The sequence below is a fragment of the Tunturibacter psychrotolerans genome (genome assembly GCF_040359615.1).
Classification (GTDB): domain Bacteria; phylum Acidobacteriota; class Terriglobia; order Terriglobales; family Acidobacteriaceae; genus Edaphobacter; species Edaphobacter psychrotolerans.
Genome location: NZ_CP132942.1, coordinates 2,122,438 through 2,141,147, shown reverse-complemented (window position 1 = coordinate 2,141,147; position 18,710 = coordinate 2,122,438). Strand labels below are relative to the sequence as shown.

The window sequence follows — 18,710 nt, the reverse complement described above, 5'->3', positions numbered from 1 at the left end:
TCGCGCTGCCGTCCTGTTCCGCAGTTCCAACTCCGTCAGCTACCTGACGAGGAAAATTCCCATGCGCAAGCTTGCTCTACTCTGTCTCCTGTCATTTCTCGCCGCCGTCACCGCTCGAGCCACCATCTTCAGCCAACTCCACGGAGTCGTCCACGACCCCCAGCACCGCCCCATCGCCAACGCACGCATCGAACTCCGCGCAACAAACTCCGCCTTCACCAAATCCACCACCACCGCGCAGGACGGCTCCTTCACCATCCCATCCCTCCCCCTCGGCGACTACACCATCACCATCTCTGAACTTGGCTTCGACACGGCAAAACAAACTCTCACGCTAGCTTCCGACACCGCGCCCATACTCCACATCGAACTCCAACTCGGCACCATCGAACAAACCACTAACGTCACCACTGACGTGAACACCGCCAACATCAACACCGTCACCCCCACCACCCTCATCAGCCGCGACGACATCACCCAAACCCCCGGCGCCGACCGCACTAACTCCCTCGCCATGATCACCGACTACGTCCCCGGCGCCTACATCACCCACGACATGCTCCACATGCGCGGCGGCCACCAGGTCTCCTGGCTCCTTGACGGCGTCCAAATCCCCAACACCAACATCGCCAGCAACCTCGGTGCGCAGATCGACCCCAAGGACATCGACTACATCGAGATCCAACGCGGCAGCTACACCTCCGACGTAGGCGACCGCACCTACGGCGTCTTCAACGTCGTCCCCCGCACCGGCTTCGAGCGCAACCGCCAGGCCGAGCTCATCCTCTCGGCAGGCAGCTTCCTCCAGACCAACGACCAGCTCAACTTCGGTGACCACACCGAAAAGTTCGCCTACTATGCCAGCCTCAACGGCAACCGCAGCGACTACGGCCTCTCCCCACCCACCGGAGTCGTCGTCCACGACGCCACCAACGGCTATGGCGGCTTCGCATCTTTCCTCTACAACACCACACCCAAAGACCAACTCCGCCTCATCACCCAGGTCCGCGCCGACTACTTTCAGATCCCCTACGACCCCGACCCCAACAGCCCCGGGAACCAGCAGTTCCAATCCAGCGGACTCCGCGACGGCCAGCACGAAACCGACGCCGTCGCTGCCTTCTCCTGGCTTCACACCTTCAACCCCGCCACCGTCCTCCAGGTCTCGCCCTTCTTCCACTACAACCGCGCCGACTACGGATCCAACCCCAACGACATCCCCGTAGCCACCACCTCCGACCGCAGCTCCACCTACGCCGGAGCACAAGCCAACATGACCACCGAGCTCGCCCGCAACACCATCCAGGCCGGCTTCTACTCCTTCGGACAGCACGACAACTACCTCTTCGGCGCCATCTTCAACGACGGCTCCGGCACCGCACCCTTCCTCACGCCCGACTCAGCCTCCGGCGGCGTCATCGAAGAGTTCATCTCCGATAACTACAAACCCACCTCCTGGCTCACCCTCATCGCCGGCCTGCGCCAAACCCACTTTCAAGGCGAGTTCACTGAAAACGAAACTGACCCACGCTTCGGCGTAGCTCTCCGCATCCCCAAACTCAACTGGGTCTTCCGCGGCTTCTACGGCCGCTTCTACCAACCCCCGCCTCTACTCACCTTCGGTTGCTCCGCCACCTCCATCGCCGACGGCACCTGCAACCTTCAAAACTTCGCCCTCAGCGCAGGCACCAGCTTCGCCCCGCTCCACGGCGAACGCGACGAAGAGCATCAGTTCGGCGTTCAAATCCCCTACCGCGGCTGGCTTCTCGACGCCGACACCTTCAAAACCCGAATCAACAACTTCCTCGACCACTCCAACATCGGCGACTCCAGCATCTACTTCCCCGTCACCGTCGACGGCGCCCTCATCCGCGCCTGGGAGCTAACCCTCCGCAGCCCTCGCATCGCCAACATAGGCCAGTTTCACCTTGCCTACTCCAACCAGATCGCCGAGCAGCGCGGCGCCATCACCGGCGGCCTCATCTGCTCTCCTCCCACCTCAGCCGAGTGCGACGTCGATCCCGGCTACACCCCCGTCGATCACGACCAGCGCAACACCCTCAACGTAGGCTTCAACGCCACGCTACCCTGGCGCACCACCGCCTCCACCAACGTCTACTACGGCTCCGGCTTCACCAACGGCGGCTTCGACCCCGACGGCCCACCAGCCGACCCACGTTACCCCAACCCCTACCTACCCCAGCACACGACCTTCGATCTCTCGATCGGCAAAACCTTCACCGAAAAACTAACCGCGTCCGTCACCGCCACCAACGTAACCAACCGCCGAGTCCTCCTAGACAACAGCCTCACCTTCGGCGGCTTCCACTTCAACGACCCGCGAGAGATCTTCGGCGAACTACGCTACCGCTTCAAGTACTAACCCCGCCAAAAAAGGTACACAAGTCACGAAGTGACCGCCCTCCGCGCAGGAGGCCCGTCCGGCAGGACAGGTCTCCTGCAGAGAAGGCAGCCTCGCACCCGCCCCTCCGCTATACTCTGAAAAACACATGAGGCCCATACTCCCCAGAAAAGTCACCCGAAGCATCAATCGCTTCTTCAACATCGTGCTGGGCGCCCTCGCGATGCTCACCGTAGCCCTCGTCTCCGCCTTCATCACCATGCGTCTCGCCATCCACGGCCACGAGGTCAAAGTCCCCGACCTCACCAACCTCACCATCTCCGAAGCCAGCAAAAAAACCAGCTCCCTCGGCCTCGTCCTCACCCTCGAAAACCGCTTCTACTCCCCCAACACCCCACCCGGCCGTGTCCTCGCCCAATCCCCCGGCCCCGGCCTCACGGTCCGCCGCGACTGGCCCGTCCGCATCACCGAAAGCCTAGGCGCCCAACAAGTCGCCATCCCCGACCTCATCGGCCAGTCCGAACGCACCGCCACCATCAACATCCGCCGCCTCGGCCTCGAACTCGGCACCGTATCCCACATCGCCGCCCCGGGCGAACCCGGCGTCGTCATCGCCCAAACCCCCGCCCCCAACGCCGTTGGAGTCGACCGCCCCCGCGTCAGCCTCCTCCTCAGCGACCCCGAACAAACCAGCTCCCCTCAGGCCTTCGTCATGCCCTCCCTCGCCGGCCTCACCCTCGCCGGAGCCGCTGCCCGTGCCGCATCCTCCGGCCTCCACATCGCCAGCGCCGAAGACCTCAACCTCAGCTCAACCTCACCCGCCGCTCCCCTCACCGCGCAATCCCCACCCAGCGCCACCACACCATCCTTCACCGCACCCGTAGCCCACGCCGTCTCCACCATCGGCACAGTAATCGCTCAAACCCCTCCCGCCGGCCATCGCGTTGTCAAAGGCGATCCCGTCCACATCACCCTCACCGACTAATCCAGTTGCTGTTGCTTCGCCTCTACGCCCGCTCCAGAATCACCGCATAAAAACCATCGCCCCCATGCACCCCAGGCAGTGTCCTAAGCGCCCCATCCCTCACCGCCGACCCCATCTCCGCACCCAACACTCCACGTTCAGCAAGCTCCGCCATCACCCCATCCACCGGCACCCGCACCGCCACACCCTCACCGACAACCGCATCCACCACCCCCTCACACTCCTCAGCCTCCAGCGAGCAAGTCGAATAAACCAACTGCCCACCCGGCCCCAACCGCTTCAAAGCCCCCTTCAAAATCGCCCTCTGCCTCTCCGCCTGCCGCACAAACTCCTCCACCTTCAACCGATGCCGAATCTCCGGATTCCCCGCCATCGTCCCAGTCCCCGAGCAAGGCACATCGCACAAAATTAAATCAAACTCTCCCACAACACCCTTAGCCTGTGCCGCATCGGCAACCGCAAACCCAACGCGTTCCGCATACGCATATCGCCGCAGCCTGGCCTCCGTCTGCGCCAGTCGTTTCGCACTCACATCACTCGCCACAATCTCCGCCCCACCCAACCGTTTCGCCAAAATCAAAGTCTTCCCCCCAGGAGCAGCGCAGCCATCCCAAACCCGCTTCGCCCCCGGCATCGCCGCCGCAGCAATCTCAGCCACCAAACGCGACCCATCATCCATCACCGGCCAATCCCCTCCCCGTTCGGCGAACATCGCACCCTCCACCGGCTCCTGCTGATCCGCCTCACATATCTTCAGCGCCGCCTCACGCCCATACGCCGCCACCCACCGTTCCACCATCCATCGCGGATGCCCCAGCCTCTCAGCAAACGCCGCCACCGACTCATGGATCCGTACACCCGGCCTCTGCGCCGCCGCCAACTTCCGCAGCACCGCATTCACCATCCCCGTCGCATGTGGCTCCCCTGCCGCCCGACACAACTCCACACTCTCACTTAAAGCCGCATGCGCCGGAATCCTCTCCAAGTGCAGCAATTGAAACGCCCCCATCCTCAATGCAATCGACACCGGCTCCGCCAGCCGCTGCTCCGGCCGCTGCAACAACCCGCGCACCCGAGCATCCAGCGCAATCTGCCAACGCAGTACCCCCATCACCAGCGCAGTCGTCAGGTTCCGATCCTCCGGCGACAACCCATCCACCCGCGCCGAGTGCAACAACTCATCGCTGTGCCCCTTGTTCTCTCCCACCAACTTCAAAATCTCAAAAGCAGCCAGCCGCGCAGGCGTAATCTTCGCTACCGCCGCTTCCACCGAAGCCGTAGGCCCCGCAGACACAGGCCTCTTCCGCACCACCCCCGTCTCACCCGCAACTGCCTTCGCACCACCAGGCTTCAAATGCTTCGGCTTTCCCACTCCCACCTTCGACTCGTCCTTCATAGTCCCAACCGTTCGCCGCTCTTCACCTGATACCCATGCAAAAACTCAGCCGCGCTCATCTTCTTCTTCCCTTCCATCTGCACCTCAAGCAGCTCCACCGCCCTCTTGTCCGCGCACCCAAGAAGCATCGCCTCTCCCTCCACCAGCAACTCCCCTTGAGCAACCGAGCGCTCTCCACCAATCTTCATCTTCCCCACAATCAATTTCTTCCCGCGCAACGTCGTATGCGCCCCCGGCCATGGCTGAAACCCGCGCCACCTGTCATAGATCTGCTGCGCCGTCCGCGAGAAATCGATCAGCCCATCCTCCCGCTTCAAAATCGGAGCCAGCGTAGCCAGCGAATGATCCTGCACCTCAGGGCAAATCTTTCCCGCCTCCAGCCTCTTCAGCGTCTCTACCATCAACTCCGCACCCAACGGAGCAAGACACCCATACACATCCTCTGCCGTCTCCTCCTGCCCAATCGGACACACCTGCGCCAGCAGCATATCGCCTGTATCAAGCCCCGCATCGAGCCGCATCGTCGTCACGCCCGTCACCACTTCGCCGCAAGCCACAGCCCACTGGATCGGCGCAGCCCCACGATACTTAGGCAGCAGCGATCCATGGAGATTGATATTCCCAAATCGCGGCAGCTCCAGCATCCACTGCGGAATAATCCGCCCATACGCCACCACAAGAATCGCATCCGGCGCGATCTTCTCCAGACGCTCTCTGAATTCAACGTTGTTCTTGATCTTCTCAGGCTGCACTACCGGCAGGCCGTGCTTCAGCGCTGCCTCTTTCACCGGAGGCACATTCACCTCCAGCCCGCGTCCCGCTGCGCGATCCGGCTGTGTCACCACCAGCGCAACCTCATGCCCCGCCGCAATCACCGCTTCAAGCGTTGGTACTGCGAACTCCGGCGTCCCACAAAAAACTAGTCTCATTTCTTCCCCCAGATTCGCCGACTTGTTACGGCAATCAAAAGACCTGCCGAGGCGTAAATAAGGAAATTTCCACCTAATTCGATCGCCCCGATAATGATCCCCAGAGGCGAGAACGTCGGCCCGTTGAAACCAATCCCAAATATGGATGTCGGCCACAATGCGAGAAGCACATTTGTCGAGATTTGAGAATTGGAGGCCATTATGCCTACGGGTACCGCTACACCGCCCAGGCCGCAAAGAAGCGCGAACTTCACAGTTCCACTCATTCGAGCAATGCTACGTCATGGAGCAGTGCTTCACCACTCACCATTCTTAATCAATTTCTTGATCTTCCGAATCACCAAATCCCGCTTCAACCGGCTCAACCGATCAATAAACAGCACCCCATCAAGATGATCGATCTCATGCTGCATCGCCCGCGCCAGCAACTCCGTCCCTTCAATCTCGAACCACTCCCCCGTCACATCCTGCGCCTTCACCTTCACCCACTCCGCCCGCGAAACCTTCTCCCGAATCTCCGGCAGACTCAGGCACCCCTCCTCCTCCACCTGCTTGCCTTCACGCTCAATAATCTCCGGATTGATCAGCACAATCTTCTCCTCCGGATTCTTCTTAAAGCTCACATCGATAACCGTAATCCGTTGCGAGATCGCAATCTGCGGCGCCGCCAGCCCAATCCCCTGCGCCTCATACATCGACTCGAACATCTCGTCGGTCAGCTTCTTCAGCTTCGCGTCAAACACCGTCACCGTCTCCCCGCGCTTCGCCAGCACCGGATCCGGCCACTTAACCACTTCATGAATCTTCGTCTTCTTCTCAGTCGCCTTAGTCGTCACTCAATACGCTCGAATCTGCTCACAATAGCCATTGAAATTTCGCTGCATCTCACGCAGCGAGTCACCGCCAAACTTCTCCACCACCAGCCGCGCCACCGTCAGCGCAACCATCGCCTCCGCCGCAACACCAGCCGCCGGAACCACACAAACATCGCTCCGCTCATACGCAGCCTTCACCGGCTCACGCGTCTCAAAACTCACCGAACCCAGCGGCCGTCTTAACGTAGAAATCGGCTTCAAATACCCCCGCACCACAACATCCTCGCCATTCGAAATCCCACCCTCAACTCCACCGGCATTATTCTGCTCCCGCGAAAACTTCGTAAACGCCTGATCAGCACCCTCATACCCAATCGCATCATGCACCGCCGACCCCACCGACTCCGCCGCCGTCACCCCACGCCCCAGCTCCACCGCCTTCACCGCCTGCAGACTCATCACCGCCTGCGCCAACAACCCATCCAAACGCTCATCCCAATTCGCATGCGTCCCCACACCCGGAGGCAGACCATGCACCACCACCTCAAACACCCCGCCCACGGTATCGCCCGTCCGCAGCACCGCATCGACCTCAGCCTTCATCGCAGCCTCGGCCTCCGCATCCACGCAGTTCAACAAAACCTCATCCTTCAACTGCAGCGCCGCAATCTCCTCCCACGTCGCCGCCCTTCCGAGCTCCGCCTTCCCCACGCGAATCACATGGCTAGCAACCTCAACACCCACGGCCCGCAGCAACATCTTCGCCACCGCACCCGCCGCCACCCGCGCCGCACTCTCCCTCGCACTCGCCCGCTCCAGCACATACCGCGCATCCGGAAAGTCGTACTTCAAACTCCCCGCCAGATCCGCATGCCCAGGCCGCGGCGAAGCGACAGCTTTATGCTTCGTCGCATCTCCCGCCTCCACCGGCAGAATCTCCGTCCAGTTCTTCCAGTCGTTATTCGCAATCACCATTGCAATCGGCGACCCGATCGTCTTGCCATGCCTCACGCCGCTCAAAATATGCGCCGAGTCCCGCTCGATCCGCATCCGCCCACCGCGGCCATATCCCTTCTGCCGCCGCCACATCTCCCGATCAATAAATTCCTGCTCGACGACCACCCCCGCGGGCAGCCCACTCACCATCGCCACCAGGCTCTCCCCGTGGCTCTCTCCCGCTGTCGAAAATCGCAACATCCCGTATCTATCCCCTCATATACCGCGCGGCAAACTTAAATTGTAACAACCCATCCACCCTCGCCTGCGATTCCACGAACGGCCTTCGCGAATCTCCGAACCTGTTTTTTAGAACTCCATAAAATTCCGCCTCTCGATGAATCCGATAGCCATCTAACTTCCTCTAAGCCATAACGCCCATAGTCAGTAACTCCCCACTGAAGTCTACGCAACCGCCGCGCAACCCACTTCACAGGAGATCGTCATGGCAAGTCAGACCCACAAAGCTCTCTTCACTCCCGTCCAACTCGGCCCGCTCTCGCTCAAACATCGCGTTGTCATGGCCCCTCTCACGCGCTCCCGCGCCACCCAGCCCGGCGACATTCCCAACGCGCTCATGGCCGAATACTACGGCCAGCGCGCCTCCGACGGCGGCCTCATCATCACCGAAGCCACCACCATCTCCCCCACCGCACGCGGCTGGTTCGGAGCGCCCGGCCTCTACTCCGACGAGCAGGTCGAAGCCTGGAAAAAAGTCATCGCCGCCGTCCGCGCCAAAGGCGGCCACATCTTCGCGCAGCTCTGGCACACCGGCCGCTCCTCCAACATCGAAACCAGCGGAACCATTCCCGTCGCCCCCTCGGTCGATCCCTCGTACTGGGACGACGAATCCCACGTCGTCTCCGCACCCAGCGGCTGGGTCAAACCCTCACCCCACCGCGCTCTCGATATCAACGAAATCCCCGGCATCATCGAGGACTATCGCAAAGCCGCCCAGCGCGCCAAAGACGCAGGCTTCGACGGCGTCGAACTTCACGGCGGAAACGGCTACCTCCTCGCTCAATTTCTCGAAGACGGCAGCAACAAACGCACCGACGCCTACGGCGGCTCCATCGAAAACCGCTCCCGCTTCTTCCTCGAAGCCCTCGAAGCCGTCACTTCCGTCTGGGGAGGCAACCGCACCGCCGCCCGCATCGCACCCGGCGGCACCTGGAACGGCATGCACGACAGCAACCCTGAAGCGCTCTACGGCTACCTCGTCGATCAGCTCAACCGCTTCGACCTCGCCTACATCAACATCATCGAGCCACGCGTCAAAGGCAACATCGTCCTCGAAGAAGGTCAACAACCCACCGCCGCCATGCAACTGCGAAAGATCTTCAAGAACAAAATCATCGCCGCAGGAGGCTTCGAGCCCGACACCGCCGAAGACGTCGTAGCCGCAGGACACGCCGACCTCGTAGCCTTCGGACGTCACTTCGTCTCCAATCCCGACCTGCCAAAACGCATCGAGCAGGATCTCCCGCTCACACCCTACAACCGCGACACCTTTTACACCTTCGACGCCCTCGGCTACACCGACTACCCCGTCTTCGAGCAACTCGTCACCGCGTAATCTTCCTCAACCACGTAGAATCGCGCCTCAAACACAACCAGCCACTCCCTCCCGGAATCTAAGTTATTGATCCGGGAGATATTATGTCCATAACGAAGTCCTTGGCCCTGTCCGCCCTCACAGTCGCTCTCGTGAGCAGTGTCTCTGTAGCACCTGCCCAAATCTCAGTGAACATTGGAGTCGCGCCGGTATGCCCATACGGCTACTTCGACTATGCTCCCTACCCCTGCGCTCCTTACGGTTACTACGGGCCCGATTGGTTCACCGGAGGCGTCTTCATCGGTGCCGGCCCCTGGTACCACGGCCATGCAGGATGGTACGGCCACGTCGACAATCGCTATGATCCTCGCCACGGCTACGCAGGACCGATGCCCGAGCACAATGAGGAGGCCTTCAACCACTTCCACGGCAACGAAGCCCGCGATGGAAATGGCCACGTCGGCAACGCAGGTCACGAAGCGACAAATGAACACGCCGCCGGATATTCAGGCGGCGGTCATGGCGGTGGCGGCGAACACAGCGGTGGCGGCGAACACAGCGGCGGCGGCCACCACTAGAAACTGATGCAACGAAGGAAGAAGGCGCCCCGATCTACAAAAGCGGGGGCGCCTTCTAGCGTTGCAGAGAAAACTAATTATCGCCTTGAACAGCTGCTTTGACAGTCCGCAGATTTTCAGGGGTCGCAGGAATAACGCCGCATTCATGCGGGTAAACCGGGTCTGAGTCCTCTTTGAAAAGCAATATCTCCGTCGGTGCGACTGGGTCCAACCCCGACCATATCTTACGGACGTCGCCAGTGTGCCACGAGCCCGATCCCTTCAGGACTTCGACTAACCGCCCAGGGCTCGGGGACCATTGACGTGTTTCGGCATTAGGTTTCTCAACCTTCACAACAGCGACACTCTCCGAAGCTCTTACCAATTCTTGAAGCGAGTACGCGCACTCAGCGATTCGTTCCCTGGTAACGCGAAGCTGCTTCGTCTCTGCGATGTATTTTGCCCAGGCGTATGGCAGCAAATCACCCATCTCTCTACATGGAGCCCAACGTGTTATGCACGAAAAGTTGAAAGCAGTGAGCCATGCCACATCTTCCGGCTTCGTTGCCGCGGTGAATTCCGTGAAGAAGTAGCTATTCGTTCCTCCCCGTAAGATTGTGCGGTACTCCGGGTGCGGCTCTCTCTCAGGCCACAGGTCGTACTTCTCAAGGTCGCGTGTACCTGTCACACGGCTATCTATTTCGCCTCCGCCAGGTAAATTCGATAAGAGCGAAAACGAAGTTCCGACGACCAAATTTTTCTGAACGTCGAACTCTCCTTGGACAAAGGACACGTGAGCGTATTGCACTTTGGTTGTTATCTCAACAAATCGATACAAGAGGTCAGACAATCGCTCCGACGTTACCGCTGGCCAGGTCGTCATTCCCGCCGAGTCGAAGTAAATAAAATAATCGCAGTGAGCCGCGTCGCAGGTGCCTCTGTAGTGGCCCCACCTACCCCAACGCTGCATCAACACTTGTGCATCGTTCCAGGAGCTCTTTTCCAGCTGCAACCCTCGGACGTCTGATAGCAAATGCTCAGCCCGTCTCCGCGTAATCCGCTGGCCGATCTGTACAGCCGCAAGCAGGACGAGATACAGGACCAGCAGGCCGGTCAACACCCTCTTGCATAACTTCCATCCTCTTGAACCCGTAAGCATGCCGCTTTATACACCCTCCTAGGAAAGGAATTTGGCTTTCCCCTGTCGGCAAAGCTCGAAGAATGCGGAGCGGAATCCATAGTTTCGGCGCACCCGTAGAATCGAACTCAACTCTATGAGCTCGACCCGCAGAACTCTCCTCGCAGCACTGGCCCTCTTCGCAGCCGTTCCCAGCTACTCCCACGCGCAGTCCACCAATCCCTCGATCGACCCGACCATCGCTGCGCAGATCGCGGCAATCCCCGCCATCGACAACCACGCGCACCCCATGCTCTCACCTCCCGCCTACGCCACCGACCGCAACTTCGACGCACTCCCCGTCGACACGATGGAACCCTATACCGACCCCGCCGGAATGCGTCCCAACCTCCCCGCGCTTCACGACGCATGGCAGGCCATCTTCAACTTCAACGGCCAACCGCCACTCGACGCCGCAGGCCTCGCGCAACTAGAAGCCGCACGAGAAAAAATCCGCCAGCAACAAGCCACCAACTACTCCACCTATATCCTCGACAAAGCCAACATCTCCACCATGCTCGCCAACCGCGTAGCCATGGGCACCGGCGTCCAACCACCGCGCTTTCGCTGGGTTCCCTACGTCGACGCACTTCTCTTCCCGCTCGACAACTCAGCCCTCGCCGCCGCCACCCCGGACCGCAAACAGTTCTTCCCCTTGGAAGACAAACTCCGCGCCCAATATCTCCAGCAAGCAGGCCTCAAAGCCATCCCACCCACACTCGACGCCTACCTCAAACAACTAGTCACACCCATCCTCGAACAACAAAAAGCCAACGGAGCCGTAGCCGAAAAATTCGAGATCGCCTACCTGCGTTCTTTCGGCTTCGATGACGTCCCGCAAGCAGAAGCCGCACACCTCTACGCGACTCTTCTCCACACCCCGCACCCAAACGAAGCCCAATACAAGCGCCTGCAGGACTTCCTCTTCCGCTACATCACCGCCGAGTGCGGTCGTCTCGGCATGCCCGTTCACCTCCACACCACCTCAGGCGGCGGAGGCTACTTCTCCATCGCAGGCGACAACCCCCTCCTGCTCGAACCTCTCTTCAACGATCCCCGCCTCCGCAAAACCAACTTCGTTCTCCTCCACGGAGGCTGGCCCTTCGTCCACGAGATCGGCGCTCTGCTCCAAAAGCCAAACGTCTACCTCGACATCTCCCAGCAATCCCTCATGATCAGCCCCCGCACCATGTCCGCCTGGCTCCGCGAGTGGTTAGAACTCTATCCAGAAAAAATCCTCTACGCCACCGACGCCTACCCTTATTCCCCCTCGATGGGCTGGGAGGAGGCCGCCTACATCGCCAACCGAAACATCCGCGACTCTCTCGGCATGGCCCTAACCGGCATGCTTCACGACAACGAAATCACCCCAACCCGCGCCACCGAACTAGCCAACATGGTCCTCCACAAAAACGCCGAATCCCTCTACAACTTCTAAACACTCGCTTATCGCCGAATCCGCAATTACCGTTTGCTTATCCGTTTGTGCTTGTCCTTTTGTTGCTCCCCCTAAGGGGATCTGCTGCTGTGCAATTGCCGTTGTAATTGCCTCTGCCTTTCTTGTTGTCATCCCCGAAAGGGATCTGCTGTTGTGTCTGCCATTCTCTCGCACCGCTAAAACAATCGTCATCCCGAGCGAAGTTGCTCACACACTTTGTGAGCAACGCAGTCGAAGGATCCCTGTATTTCGCTGTTGCTGTTGCTATTGCCCTCGTCTTTCTGTTGTCATCCCGCAGAGATCTGTAATTGCCTTCCGTTAAAATTAGTTTACTAGGAAACTAATTCAATATACCTTCTCTCTATGAACAGAGAACAGCCAGCAAAACCATCTGTAAGCGAGCTAAAAAGCCACACTGGATTCTGGCTGCGTTTCGTCTCCAATCACGTCTCTCACGCCTTCTCCCGGAAGCTCCTCAATAGCGGTGTCACCGTGGCCGAATGGGTCGTTCTCCGCGAGATCTTCGACACAGACGAGATGCCCCCCAGCGCACTTGCCGAACAAACCGGCCTCACCCGCGGCGCCATCTCCAAATTGATCGAACGGCTAGTTCTAAAAAAACTCGTCTCCCGAAAAGAAGGAAGCGAAGACCGCCGCTACCAACGCATAGCTCTCACACCCGCCGGCCGAAGACTCGTCCCAACACTCGCCGCCATCGCCGACAGAAACGACCACGAGTTCTTCAAACCGCTCACAGCCAAAGAGCAGGAATCTCTAGTCACAACCCTCAAGAAGCTGGTGCACGTGCACAACCTGCACAAGCTCCCAACCGAATGAAAAAACAAAAAGGAGAGACAATGAACACTTCTGTAATCCACGAAGTCCTCGCAGAATCCCAGGCAGGCAAACTCATCTTTCCCGAAGTTGTCCGCAGACTCTCGGAGGTCGGCGTCGAATCCTATCTCTGCGACCTCGCTACCGGATCAGAGACCTTCTACATGGCCGACGGCAGCACCCATTCAGAACAGATGACACTTCCCCTCGCTCCCATCGCGACAGATTTCTCATCGTCCCAGGTCGTCGCGGCAATTCGCGGAGCCCAGACCGACACGATCCGTTACCCGGAGTTCATGAAGCGCTCCGCAGCCGCAGGCGTCATCGCCTACTGGGCCTTCCTCTCAGGCAAGAAAGTTATCTACTTCGGGCGCAAAGGAGAATCGCACACCGAGGAGTTCCCGCGCCCAGCGTCCGCGGAGAAATAACTCTCACGCAGCACCCGCACCCCTGAACTTTCCGCCGCCTCTCACCAGCAAGGCTCACTCTGCAAAAAATAAACTTCAAAAACATGTCACATTTTTCGACGCCGAAAAACTGACTGCTTAAACACCACATCCCACCATCAATCCACCACAACTACGCCACGATTTACCACCCACAAAACACCAAAAATCAGCAAAACCCTCAGCAAAAACGCCACTCCACCACACAAGAATTTTTTTCTTCAGAGGAAACAAAAAAAGACCAACTCAAAAACGAAACCAGCCTACTCGTCCTTAAGATACCCCTGCGTATTAAGCAGCGGCCGATCCATACTCCTCACCCAATCGGTCACCTCGCCGCTGCTCTTCCCGCTAGCCACCGCCGCCGCAAACTCATTCCGCATCGCCTGCATCTTCGCCTCAAGATCATCCAAAGCACTCAAAAGAAGGGCCTCCGGCGTCATAGGCAGCTTCGGCGATCCAAACTCATACTTCCCATGATGGCTAAGTATCATATGCTCCACCAACACCCGCAGCTTCTCCGGAAACGGCGCCAACTGCTGCACCTTCTCTCGCAGCATCCCCTGCGCAATGCTGATATGCCCAATCATCTGCCCCTCCAGCGTATAGCTGAAGCTGGACCTCCACTCCAACTCACGAATCTTGCCGATATCATGCAAAATCGCGCCCGTAACCAGCAGATCCGTATCCACCTCCGGATAAAACGGAGCAGTAGCCGCACACACCCGCACCAGAGTCAACACATGCTCCAGCAACCCTCCAAGCCAAGCATGATGCAACCTCTTTGCCGCAGGAGCTGTCTTGAACGCAGGTCCTATCTGCTCATCATCGAGAAACGCAAACACCAACCGCCGCAGCTCCGCATTCTTAAATGCAGAGACATACCCACGCAACTCACCCCACATCTCCTCAACATCAAACTTCGTCGAAGGCTGAAAATCCTTCGGATCGACCTCCGACTCCGCCGCCAGCCGCAGCTTCTTCAATGTGATCTGAAACTTCCCCTGATATTTGGAGATATCCCCCTGCACCTTCACATAACAACCCTCGTCACAGGTCGCAATCGCTTCGGTCACATCGTCCCACATGCGGGCCTCGAGCGATCCAGTCTTGTCGCTCACTGTCAGCGCAAGGAACTGCCCACCCTGCTTCTTATCTCTCACCTGCATCGACGTCAGAACAAAGTAAGTCGTCACTGTCGCGTTATCGAACCGCGCCGCATCTTCAACAAAAAAATCTTTCATCCCAACCAGGATACCGCGCATATCGAGCAACCCACCCAGACAGAAACGCGAGAGCCGAAGCCCTCGCGTTGTGAACACCATTCCACCTACTGCGGAGGCGGCGTCGGAGTTGGCGATCCAGGCGTGGCCGGGGGCTGTCCCGCACCTGGAGGGTTACTGGCCGGAGGCGCGGTCGCCGGAGGCAGCGTCGTCGTATCGCTGGCCTTCGGAGCAGCTGTGCCCGTTCCATGAACTCCCTCCATCGGGGTTCCGCGATCAGGAGCCTTGGACGGCGTCTCCTCCAACGGTGCCTTCGGAACAGGAGTCTTATCCTGCAGCCGCTCCTTCGGCGCACCCTTCGCCTTCTTCTTTTTCTTCTTCTTGGCCGTATCGCCGTTCAGCCCCAGCGGTGCAGCTTGAGTCTGCTGGGTCGCCTTCTCTTCTGCCGTAGCGGGTGCGGGAGCAGCAGCGGCCTTCTCCTTCACCTTCTTCGCCTTCGTCGCCTTTTTCTTGGCATCGGTCTTCGCACGATCGCTGTAGCGAGTCTTACCAACCACAGGCGCCGCCGCGCCCGCCAGGGGGTTCGGTCCAACATCGGAACTCGACTCCTGGGCGCTAGCCTCTAAAGGTGCAATCGCCGTTCCCGGGGCAGCCTGCGCTGGGGCAGACGAAGCCGATGCCGCCCCGGAACCCACATCGCTACCCGAAGCCGTCTCCTCCGGTCCGGCGGGCAATGAGTTCCGCGGGGCCTGCCCAAATCGGACCTTCTCTTTCTTCACCTTCTTTGGCTTGACAGGCTTCCCGTTCTTCGTAGATACAATCGCAGCCGGAGTTGCCACGGGAGCTGCGGTTGTCTTAGCAACCGTAGAGTACTTGGTACCCCGATCAAATCTCTTCTTCTGCTGAACCGTCTTCTTCTTCGCAACCGGCGGAGCGTAAGCCGTAAACACCGGTTTGGTCTGCTTCGCGCTCGCACCGGAGTCCACATACCCGGCGCGGATATCGATATAAGCCTCTTCTCGCAGCTTCGTCAGGTACGCCCGCAGCGCAGGCTGTATCTGTTCCGAATACATCGCCTCCTGAATCTGCGGCTCGACATCCTTCAACGGCGCCACACCCGGAGCAGTGTGGTCGGTTACCTTCAAAATCACAAATCCCTGTCGCGTGCGAATCGGTGCCGTCCACTCTCCAGCCTTCAGGCCAAACGTCTGGTCCTCCAGCACCTTCGCCAGGGCCCCCCGCTTATAAAGTCCGAGGTCCCCACCCTTGTCCGCAGTCGGTCCGCCCGAATTGGCCTTGGCCAGATCCTCGAAGTTTCCTCCCGCCTTCAGCTTCTCTTCAACACCTTCCGCCTTGGCCTTGGCCTGGGCAACCGCGGCATCGTCTGCATCAGCCGGCGTAGGAATCAAAATCTCGCTCAGCTTGATCTGCTCCGGCTGCGCGAACTCCTGCTTGTGCGCGTCGTAAAAAGCCTGTTCCTGCCCCTGCGTGATCTGCAGATGGCGACCCACCTCGTCCCGCACCACTTGCTGAGTAATCACGTTATCGCGGATACCCGCCTTGAAGTCCTCGAAGGAGACGCCCTGCTGCCGTGCAGCCTTCTCCAAATCCTCCAACGTATCCATGTGGTTCTGCTTGCGAATCTCGTCCAAACGGCGAATCACATCGGCGTCTGCGTTGATCCCAAGCTCTTTACCTCGCGACAACAGCAGCTGCTTATCAATCATGTCGCGCAGCAGATTCTTTTGTCTGTCGGCCACATCAGCAGCACTCGCGCCCGTCTGCCGACCCTCTTCCGCAAGCTGTTGTTCCGCCCGCTCCACATCGCTCCGGCTGATGATCTGGTCGTTCACATGCACGACCACATCCTCCACCACGGTTCCATTCGGCGTAATCGGCTGGGTAACGGGCAACGTATACACGGGTTGCGGCGCGTTTGGTACGCTCAACGGGCTCTGGTACCGCGGCGCTTGTGCTTGCACCACTCCCGGCAGTGTCAGCAAACCTAGCCCGAACACCACCGCAAACTGCGAAATTCTCAAGGTCATCGTCACTCGTATCTTTATCAACGTCCCAACATCAAAATCCCAGCCACATCCCGGGTCAGAACCCAGTTCGTCCAACACGTTCGCCCTGACTTTTTAGACTCAATTCAGGTTTGGACGGTATCCGTACCCAATTCTAACTGCCATGCCCGGAACAAGCGAATCCCTCTTTCGGGCGCAGCCCAGGCTCACCCCAGGATGCTATACTCCGTCCAAGATAGGACGTCTGTCCCAGCGCATCTTTCAGCGCCGTCTCCACCTTTTGAGGTAACCCAAGCCCATGGCTCCCCGTACTCGCCGCGCACTCTTCTCCGCTACCGTTTTTCTCGCCACCTGTGCCGTCATCGGCTCCTTCATCAACCAGAAGGTCGCCGCCCAGTCAGCCAGCGATGAGTCCACTTTGCGCGACTCGCTCCATTCCTTCACCAACGTCTACTCTCTCGTCGAACAAAACTACGCCGAGCCCCTCAATACCGATAAGACCGACAAGGCCATCTACGACGGCGCCATCCCGGGCATGCTCCACGTCCTCGATCCCCACTCGAACTTTTACGACCCCAAAGCCTTCGCTCAGATGCGCGAGGACCAGCACGGCAAATACTACGGCGTCGGCATGACCATCCAGCCCCAGCCTACGGCCAACGGCAAGACCAAGATCGTCGTCCTCTATCCCTTCGAAGGAACACCCTCCTACAAAGCCGGCATTCGTCCTGGCGACGAGATTCTTACCGTCGACGGCAAATCGACTGAAGGCATGGACTCCGCAGCAGTCGCCACGCTCCTCAAAGGCGCACGCGGCACCCACGTCTCGGTCACAATGGTTCGCGAAGGCGCTGCCCGTCCCCTGGTCTTCGATCTCGTTCGCGACGAAATCCCTCGCCCCTCGGTCGACCTCGCCTTCCTGCTTAGCCCCGGCGTCGGCTACATCCACGTCTCCAGCTTCATCGAGACAACCAGCCACGAAGTCGGCGAAGCGCTCGACAAGTTCGGCGACATTCACGGTCTCGTCCTCGACCTTCGCGGCAACCCCGGCGGCCTGCTGAACGAAGCCGTCAATATGTCCGACAAATTTCTGCAAAAGGGTCAGATCGTAGTCTCTCAACGCGGACGTGCATTCCCCGACCAGGTCTATCGCGCAACCCGCGGCGAAGAGGGACCCAAGTTCCCCATTGTCGTTCTGGTTAACCGCAACACCGCCTCAGCCGCCGAGATCGTCTCCGGTGCCCTGCAAGATCACGACCGTGCTCTGATCGTCGGCGAAACCACCTTCGGCAAAGGCCTCGTCCAGACCGTCTTTCAGATCACCGAAAACACCGGCCTCGCCCTCACTACCTACCACTACTACACGCCCTCAGGCCGCCTCATCCAGCGCAACTACGACCACGTCTCGCTCTACGACTACTACTACGTGCGCGATGACTCCGCCAAGGCCAAGGACAAGAGCAATCTCGAGGTCAAACTCACAGACTCCGGTCGCACCGTCTACGGCGGTGGCGGAATCACTCCCGACGAGAAGATCGACAACCTCAAATCCAATCACTTTCAGGACAGTCTCCTCATCAAATACGCGTTCTTCAACTTCAGCAAGCACTACCTCGCTAGCCACACCGTCACCAAGGACTTCCAGGTTGACGATGCGGTCATGCAGCAGTTCAAGGCGTTCCTGAAGGACAACCAGATCGATTACACCGACTCGGACATCGCCGGTGTCAGCGACTGGATCAAGCAGAGCATCAAGAGCGAACTTTTCACCTCACAGTTCGGACAACTGGAAGGCCTCAAGGTTCGCGCCGAATGGGATCCCCAGATTGCCAAAGCTGTCACCTTCCTGCCCGAAGCCCAAACCCTAGAAGATCACTCCAAGCTGGCGCAAAAGAACACCGCCAGCCGCTAAACTTCAACTCATCGACAATAAAAAGGCGCTCAAGCATCAGCTTGAGCGCCTTTTTCTA

15 protein-coding genes are annotated in these 18,710 nt (G+C 59.2%); 8 read left to right on the top strand and 7 right to left on the bottom strand.

What is annotated here, in order from left to right:
• Positions 1–61: 61 nt before the first annotated feature.
• Positions 62–2,383, top strand: coding sequence for a TonB-dependent receptor (locus RBB77_RS08865; RefSeq protein ID WP_353066571.1), 2,322 nt, complete (start codon positions 62–64; stop codon positions 2,381–2,383).
• Positions 2,384–2,510: 127 nt separating this feature from the next.
• Entirely contained in the window at positions 2,511–3,347 is an 837-nt protein-coding gene (locus RBB77_RS08860; RefSeq protein ID WP_353066569.1) for a PASTA domain-containing protein, read from the top strand.
• Positions 3,348–3,369: 22 nt separating this feature from the next.
• On the opposite strand, the gene RBB77_RS08855 is transcribed toward RBB77_RS08860, so the two are convergent.
• The 4 genes from RBB77_RS08855 to aroC all read right to left on the bottom strand — a co-directional run bounded on the left by RBB77_RS08855 (position 3,370) and on the right by aroC (position 7,684).
• On the bottom strand, positions 3,370–4,743 hold the full coding sequence (locus RBB77_RS08855; protein ID WP_353066567.1) for a transcription antitermination factor NusB: 1,374 nt from the start codon (positions 4,741–4,743) through the stop codon (positions 3,370–3,372).
• Positions 4,740–5,672: a methionyl-tRNA formyltransferase gene (gene fmt / locus RBB77_RS08850; RefSeq protein WP_353066565.1), complete on the bottom strand. Its 933-nt coding sequence runs from the start codon at positions 5,670–5,672 to the stop codon at positions 4,740–4,742. The genes RBB77_RS08855 and fmt overlap by 4 nt, the downstream gene beginning before the upstream one ends.
• Before the next feature lie 296 nt (positions 5,673–5,968).
• Positions 5,969–6,508 carry a peptide deformylase gene (gene def, locus RBB77_RS08845; RefSeq protein ID WP_353066563.1) on the bottom strand — a complete coding sequence of 180 codons (540 nt, stop codon included), beginning with the start codon at positions 6,506–6,508 and terminating at the stop codon, positions 5,969–5,971.
• Positions 6,509–7,684: a chorismate synthase gene (aroC, locus tag RBB77_RS08840; protein ID WP_353066562.1), complete on the bottom strand. Its 1,176-nt coding sequence runs from the start codon at positions 7,682–7,684 to the stop codon at positions 6,509–6,511. It abuts the gene before it with no gap.
• Positions 7,685–7,928: 244 nt separating this feature from the next.
• Between aroC and RBB77_RS08835 the strand changes: the two genes are divergently transcribed.
• Positions 7,929–9,059 carry an alkene reductase gene (locus tag RBB77_RS08835; RefSeq protein ID WP_353066560.1) on the top strand — a complete coding sequence of 377 codons (1,131 nt, stop codon included), beginning with the start codon at positions 7,929–7,931 and terminating at the stop codon, positions 9,057–9,059.
• An 83-nt stretch (positions 9,060–9,142) separates the two neighbouring features.
• Positions 9,143–9,616 carry a hypothetical protein gene (locus tag RBB77_RS08830; protein WP_353066558.1) on the top strand — a complete coding sequence of 158 codons (474 nt, stop codon included), beginning with the start codon at positions 9,143–9,145 and terminating at the stop codon, positions 9,614–9,616.
• Between the two features lie 73 nt (positions 9,617–9,689).
• Here the strand turns inward: RBB77_RS08830 and RBB77_RS08825 are convergent, their stop codons facing one another.
• Complete coding sequence (locus RBB77_RS08825; protein ID WP_353066556.1) at positions 9,690–10,754, bottom strand: hypothetical protein; 1,065 nt, start codon at positions 10,752–10,754, stop codon at positions 9,690–9,692.
• A 115-nt stretch (positions 10,755–10,869) separates the two neighbouring features.
• Between RBB77_RS08825 and RBB77_RS08820 the strand changes: the two genes are divergently transcribed.
• The 3 genes from RBB77_RS08820 to RBB77_RS08810 all read left to right on the top strand — a co-directional run bounded on the left by RBB77_RS08820 (position 10,870) and on the right by RBB77_RS08810 (position 13,472).
• Positions 10,870–12,210, top strand: coding sequence for an amidohydrolase family protein (locus tag RBB77_RS08820; RefSeq protein ID WP_353066554.1), 1,341 nt, complete (start codon positions 10,870–10,872; stop codon positions 12,208–12,210).
• Between the two features lie 363 nt (positions 12,211–12,573).
• A complete protein-coding gene (locus tag RBB77_RS08815; protein ID WP_353066553.1) occupies positions 12,574–13,047 on the top strand; it encodes a MarR family winged helix-turn-helix transcriptional regulator in 474 nt (157 codons plus the stop codon).
• Between the two features lie 20 nt (positions 13,048–13,067).
• On the top strand, positions 13,068–13,472 hold the full coding sequence (locus RBB77_RS08810) for a DUF1398 family protein (protein WP_353066551.1): 405 nt from the start codon (positions 13,068–13,070) through the stop codon (positions 13,470–13,472).
• Between the two features lie 281 nt (positions 13,473–13,753).
• Here RBB77_RS08810 and RBB77_RS08805 read toward each other — a convergent pair whose 3' ends face one another.
• Both RBB77_RS08805 and RBB77_RS08800 read right to left on the bottom strand, forming a co-directional pair.
• The gene (locus RBB77_RS08805; RefSeq protein WP_353066549.1) at positions 13,754–14,815 is read right to left on the bottom strand and encodes a 3'-5' exoribonuclease YhaM family protein; all 1,062 of its coding nucleotides are present in this window, start codon (positions 14,813–14,815) and stop codon (positions 13,754–13,756) included.
• A gap of 5 nt (positions 14,816–14,820) precedes the next feature.
• Positions 14,821–16,761: a peptidylprolyl isomerase gene (locus RBB77_RS08800; protein ID WP_353066548.1), complete on the bottom strand. Its 1,941-nt coding sequence runs from the start codon at positions 16,759–16,761 to the stop codon at positions 14,821–14,823.
• 277 nt (positions 16,762–17,038) lie between these two features.
• Here RBB77_RS08800 and RBB77_RS08795 point away from each other — a divergent pair, with 277 nt between their 5' ends.
• Positions 17,039–18,652, top strand: a complete 1,614-nt coding sequence (locus tag RBB77_RS08795) for a S41 family peptidase (protein ID WP_353066546.1) — start codon at positions 17,039–17,041, stop codon at positions 18,650–18,652.
• Positions 18,653–18,710 lie beyond the last annotated feature (58 nt).

What these genes read in the sequence shown, in the direction of transcription:
- RBB77_RS08825 (WP_353066556.1), bottom strand. Translation starts at nt 10,754, where the DNA reads ATGCTTACGGGTTCAAGAGGATGGAAGTTATGCAAGAGGGTGTTGACC.
- RBB77_RS08865 (WP_353066571.1), top strand. Translation starts at nt 62, where the DNA reads ATGCGCAAGCTTGCTCTACTCTGTCTCCTGTCATTTCTCGCCGCCGTC.
- aroC (WP_353066562.1), bottom strand. Translation starts at nt 7,684, where the DNA reads ATGTTGCGATTTTCGACAGCGGGAGAGAGCCACGGGGAGAGCCTGGTG.
- RBB77_RS08860 (WP_353066569.1), top strand. Translation starts at nt 2,511, where the DNA reads ATGAGGCCCATACTCCCCAGAAAAGTCACCCGAAGCATCAATCGCTTC.
- RBB77_RS08800 (WP_353066548.1), bottom strand. Translation starts at nt 16,761, where the DNA reads ATGACCTTGAGAATTTCGCAGTTTGCGGTGGTGTTCGGGCTAGGTTTG.
- RBB77_RS08835 (WP_353066560.1), top strand. Translation starts at nt 7,929, where the DNA reads ATGGCAAGTCAGACCCACAAAGCTCTCTTCACTCCCGTCCAACTCGGC.
- RBB77_RS08810 (WP_353066551.1), top strand. Translation starts at nt 13,068, where the DNA reads ATGAACACTTCTGTAATCCACGAAGTCCTCGCAGAATCCCAGGCAGGC.
- RBB77_RS08815 (WP_353066553.1), top strand. Translation starts at nt 12,574, where the DNA reads ATGAACAGAGAACAGCCAGCAAAACCATCTGTAAGCGAGCTAAAAAGC.
- RBB77_RS08820 (WP_353066554.1), top strand. Translation starts at nt 10,870, where the DNA reads ATGAGCTCGACCCGCAGAACTCTCCTCGCAGCACTGGCCCTCTTCGCA.
- RBB77_RS08855 (WP_353066567.1), bottom strand. Translation starts at nt 4,743, where the DNA reads ATGAAGGACGAGTCGAAGGTGGGAGTGGGAAAGCCGAAGCATTTGAAG.
- fmt (WP_353066565.1), bottom strand. Translation starts at nt 5,672, where the DNA reads ATGAGACTAGTTTTTTGTGGGACGCCGGAGTTCGCAGTACCAACGCTT.
- RBB77_RS08805 (WP_353066549.1), bottom strand. Translation starts at nt 14,815, where the DNA reads ATGGTGTTCACAACGCGAGGGCTTCGGCTCTCGCGTTTCTGTCTGGGT.
- RBB77_RS08795 (WP_353066546.1), top strand. Translation starts at nt 17,039, where the DNA reads ATGGCTCCCCGTACTCGCCGCGCACTCTTCTCCGCTACCGTTTTTCTC.
- RBB77_RS08830 (WP_353066558.1), top strand. Translation starts at nt 9,143, where the DNA reads ATGTCCATAACGAAGTCCTTGGCCCTGTCCGCCCTCACAGTCGCTCTC.